This window comes from Pseudomonas sp. NPDC087598 (assembly GCF_044743525.1).
Classification (GTDB): Bacteria; Pseudomonadota; Gammaproteobacteria; order Pseudomonadales; family Pseudomonadaceae; genus Aquipseudomonas.
In genome coordinates this window covers 1-4,530 of sequence record NZ_JBIUWQ010000123.1, presented here as the reverse complement: position 1 = coordinate 4,530, position 4,530 = coordinate 1, and the positions used below count along the sequence as shown (strand labels likewise).

Sequence of the window (4,530 nt, the reverse complement as noted above, 5' to 3'; positions counted from 1 at the left end):
ACTGGAATTTTTTGATTACCGGGTACACGGAGACCTACCTTCTTTGTGGCTCTTGGGGGAACTGGTTTCTTGCGAAATTCTTGGGCAATGTCGGGAATCGGCCCAACGCCTGTCCAGGGTAAAACGTGTATCCAGATAAAACTTGAGGCTGGGAGCCTGCAAGGCGCCGGCGGAAAACCGCAGACGTCTGGCAGACAACCAACCTCATAGCGCAATCGCTGATTAGCGACGCAGACCCAGGCGACCGATCAGAGTCTGATAACGACCCAGATCCTTGCCTTTCAGGTAGTCCAGCAGCTTGCGACGCTGGTTTACCATGCGGATCAGACCACGACGGGAGTGGTGATCTTTCAGCTTGTTGTTGTTGTTGGTCAGCATTGCAACTTGCTCTTCTGGCGAACCAGTGTCACCAACAGCTTGCTTGTAGTCAGCAACGATTTGAGCTTTTTCTTGAACGTCGAGAGCCATGAGGCAATCCTTTTATCAGGAAACTGTTTCAGGGAAACAGCTTCAACAGGCCAGGGACAAATCCCTGTATCTATAAATGAGTCGTGACCGTGCCTGTTAACAGCCACACTCGCCAGCCTGCTTTTACACAGGCTGGTTTCGGTCATTCCGACCGAATCAAACGACGTGGCGCAATGCGCCCGTCTTCGCTCACTTCACCGATACCGATGAAGCGACCATTGTGATCCTGTACCCGTACCATGCCGAACTTCGGAGCATCCGGGGCACGTACCGGCTGGCCGTTGAGCCAGTAGAACGCGCTCGCTTCCGAGAAGTGCAGCAGCGGCCAATCCTGCAGGCCGCTGTCCGATGGCATCAGGAAGCGGTCGACCGCTTCGTTGCCGCCTTCGGCATGTACCGCTTCCAGCTCTTCGAGGGTCACGGTTTGCGCCAGGGTGAAAGGCCCGGCCTGGGTACGGCGCAATTCTGCGACGTACGCACCACAACCGAGTTGCTCACCGATATCCTCCACCAGGGTGCGGATATAGGTGCCTTTGCTGCAATCCACCGCGAGCCGCGCAGTATCGCCTTCGAAGGCCAGTAATTCCAAGCGCGCAATAGTAACAGAACGCGGTTCGCGCTCCACTACTTCACCTGCACGGGCCAGCTTGTACAGCGGCTGGCCATCACGCTTGAGTGCCGAGTACATCGGCGGTATCTGACTGATTTGGCCACGAAATTTCGGCAGGACCGCCTCGACATCGGCGCGACCAACGGTCACCGGGCGTTCCAGCAAAACCTCACCTTCGGCATCGGCCGTGGTGGTGGTCTTGCCCAGTTGCGCCAGGGTTTCATAAGCCTTGTCGGAATCGAGCAGGTATTGCGAGAACTTGGTTGCCTCACCGAAGCACAGCGGCAACACGCCGCTGGCCAGCGGGTCGAGACTGCCAGTGTGCCCGGCCTTCTCGGCGTTGAGCAGCCAGCGAACCTTCTGCAACGCGGCGTTGGAGGTGAACCCCAGCGGCTTGTCGAGCAGGATGATGCCACTGACGTTACGACGGATACGTTTGACCTGAGCCACCGAATTACTCCTTGGTGTCTTCAGGTTCGGCGGCCGCCGGGTGCTGATTGTCTTCAGCCACGGCGCGCTCGATCAGGGCCGACAGATGCGCACCACGAACGACGGATTCGTCGTAATGGAAGTGCAATTGCGGCACGCTGCGCAGCTTCATTTCACGGGCAAGTTGCATACGCAGGAAACCTGCGGCGGCATTCAGTACCTTGATGCTTTGCGCGATGTCTTCGGCGTTGTCCTGCCCCATCACGGTGATGAAAATCTTCGCGTGACCGACGTCACGGCTGACTTCCACAGCGGTAATGGTGACCAGGCCGACGCGCGGATCTTTGACTTCACGACGGATCAGTTGGGCCAGCTCGCGCTGCATCTGATCGCCGATACGTTGGGTACGGCTGTATTCTTTTGCCATGATTTGTTACCTGTTACTGCCCCACGGTGAAACCCGCAAGGTCTGAAAGCGGCAAACGCCCGGCCTGACAAAAGCCAGACCGGGCGTTGCGTTTAGAGTCCGCGTGATGCGCCACACATTGCAGTGCGGCCGACCATCACGGCTCCTGAAGTGCGCGAGTTAGAGGCTGCGAGCAACCTGAACCTTCTCGAAGACTTCGATCTTGTCACCGACTTTGACGTCGTTGTAGCTCTTCACGCCGATACCGCATTCCATGCCGGCACGTACTTCGGAAGCGTCATCCTTGAAGCGGCGCAGGGATTCCAGCTCGCCTTCGAAGATAACGATGTCTTCACGCAGTACACGGATCGGACGGTTACGGTGCACAACACCTTCGATCACCATGCAGCCAGCGATCGCGCCAAACTTCGGCGAACGGAACACGTCACGCACTTCGGCGATACCCAGGATGTTCTCGCGAACATCGCTGCCGAGCATACCGGTCAGGGCTTTCTTGACGTCTTCGATGATGTCGTAGATCACGTTGTAGTAACGCATATCCAGACCTTCCTGCTCGACGATCTTCCGTGCGCCAGCATCGGCACGCACGTTGAAGCCGAACAGTACAGCGTTGGAAGCCAGTGCCAGGTTAGCGTCGGACTCGGTGATACCACCGACACCGCCGCCGACTACGCGCACTTGCACTTCGTCGTTGCCCAGGCCATTCAAGGCACCGTTCAACGCTTCCAACGAACCACGGACGTCGGATTTGAGGACGATGTTGAGCGTCTTCTTCTCGGCCTGACCCATGTTTTCGAAGATGTTTTCCAGCTTGCCAGCATGAGCACGAGCCAGTTTGACTTCGCGGAACTTGCCTTGACGGAACAGAGCCACTTCACGGGCTTTCTTCTCGTCGGCAACCACGCTCATCTCGTCGCCAGCGTCCGGGGTACCGTCCAGGCCGAGGATCTCGACAGGGATGGAAGGACCGGCTTCCTTGATTGGCTTGCCGTTCTCGTCGAGCATGGCGCGAACGCGGCCATAGTTCGAACCGACCAGAACCATGTCGCCTTGACGCAGGGTACCGTCTTGAACCAGAACGGTTGCAACCGGGCCACGACCTTTGTCGAGACGCGATTCAACCACAACACCACGGCCCGGAGCCGAAGGGGTTGCTTTCAGTTCGAGAACTTCAGCTTGCAGCAGAACAGCTTCGAGCAGTTCGTCTACGCCAGTACCGACTTTCGCCGAAACCGGTACGAACGGCGTATCACCGCCCCACTCTTCCGAAGTCACGCCGTGAACCGACAGTTCGCTACGGATGCGATCGAGATCAGCGCCCGGCTTGTCGATCTTGTTCACTGCAACTACCAGTGGAACGCCAGCCGCTACAGCGTGCTGAACAGCTTCAATGGTCTGCGGCATCACGCCGTCGTCCGCTGCAACCACCAGGATCACGATGTCGGTCGCCTTGGCACCACGAGCACGCATTGCGGTAAACGCAGCGTGACCCGGGGTGTCGAGGAAGGTAACCATGCCGCGTTCTGTTTCAACGTGGTACGCACCGATGTGCTGAGTGATACCACCGGCTTCGCCAGCAGCTACCTTGGCACGACGGATGTAGTCGAGCAGGGAAGTCTTACCGTGGTCAACGTGGCCCATTACGGTCACGACTGGTGCACGGGAGAACGACTCACCTTCAAACTTCAGAGACTCGGCCAGGGAATCTTCCAGGGCGGTGTCGCTGACCAGGGTCACTTTGTGGCCCAGTTCTTCGGCTACCAGCTGAGCAGTTTCCTGATCAAGCACCTGTTTGATGGTCGCTGTATTACCCAGTTTGAACATGAACTTGATGATTTCAGCAGCCTTGACCGACATCTGATTGGCGAGATCGCCAACAGTGATGGTCTCGCCGATCTGCACATCACGCACGACAGGGCCGGTTGGGCTCTGGAAACCGTGGGCGTTGCGCTTCTTCAGCTTGGCCTTGCCGCGACCACCACGACGGAAGCCATCGCTTTCTTCGTCGGTAGTACGTGGCGCGACGCGTGGCGCTGGCGCTTTCTCTTTGACCGATGCGCGATGCGGAGCGTTTTTACGCTCGCCATCACCACCGCCACTGCGACGATTGTTGTCGTCGGCACGTGGTTTGTCCGGACGGCGCTGTTCGTTCTGCTTGTTACGAACGTCAGCAGACGGTGCTGGAGCAGCGGCAACCACCGGTGCGCTTTCGCGTACTGGTTCGGCAGCTGCAGCCGGCGCCGCAACGGCGTCGCTGGAAGCGGTTTGCGCAGCAGCAGGCTGGCGGCGCGCTTCTTCTTCGGCGCGCTGCTTGGCTTCTTCTTCAGCCTTCTGACGGGCAGCATTTTCTACTGCGCGACGCTCATCCAGTTCACGCTTGCGTTCGGCTTCGATTTCTTCCGGGCTACGCTGTACGAAAACTTTCTTTTTGCGAACTTCTACGCTGATGCTTTTGCTACCAGCCACACGCAGGGTGCTGGTGGTTTTACGCTGCAGCGTGATCTTGCGTGGTTCTTCCACTTTCGCCTTGTGGCTGCTTTTCAAGTGAGTCAGCTTGTATTTCTTATTTGTTTATGTCTGTTTTTGTTGTTTGTTT

The 4,530-nt window shown here is 57.6% G+C and carries 3 protein-coding genes and 1 pseudogene; all 4 read right to left on the bottom strand.

Going from position 1 to position 4,530, the window contains the following annotated elements; genetic code table 11:
- Positions 1–222: 222 nt before the first annotated feature.
- Positions 223–468, bottom strand: coding sequence for a 30S ribosomal protein S15 (gene rpsO, locus ACIOWE_RS29755; protein ID WP_401398528.1), 246 nt, complete (start codon positions 466–468; stop codon positions 223–225).
- 142 nt (positions 469–610) lie between these two features.
- Positions 611–1,528: a tRNA pseudouridine(55) synthase TruB gene (gene truB, locus ACIOWE_RS29750; RefSeq protein ID WP_201235483.1), complete on the bottom strand. Its 918-nt coding sequence runs from the start codon at positions 1,526–1,528 to the stop codon at positions 611–613.
- Between the two features lie 4 nt (positions 1,529–1,532).
- Positions 1,533–1,934, bottom strand: a complete 402-nt coding sequence (gene rbfA, locus ACIOWE_RS29745) for a 30S ribosome-binding factor RbfA (RefSeq protein WP_401398526.1) — start codon at positions 1,932–1,934, stop codon at positions 1,533–1,535.
- 159 nt (positions 1,935–2,093) lie between these two features.
- Positions 2,094–4,493: pseudogene (infB, locus tag ACIOWE_RS29740) on the bottom strand (translation initiation factor IF-2); the annotation flags it as partial.
- Positions 4,494–4,530 lie beyond the last annotated feature (37 nt).

Excerpts from the sequence above, each read along its gene's own strand:
- rpsO (WP_401398528.1), bottom strand. The coding sequence starts at position 468 with ATGGCTCTCGACGTTCAAGAAAAAGCTCAAATCGTTGCTGACTACAAG.
- rbfA (WP_401398526.1), bottom strand. The coding sequence starts at position 1,934 with ATGGCAAAAGAATACAGCCGTACCCAACGTATCGGCGATCAGATGCAG.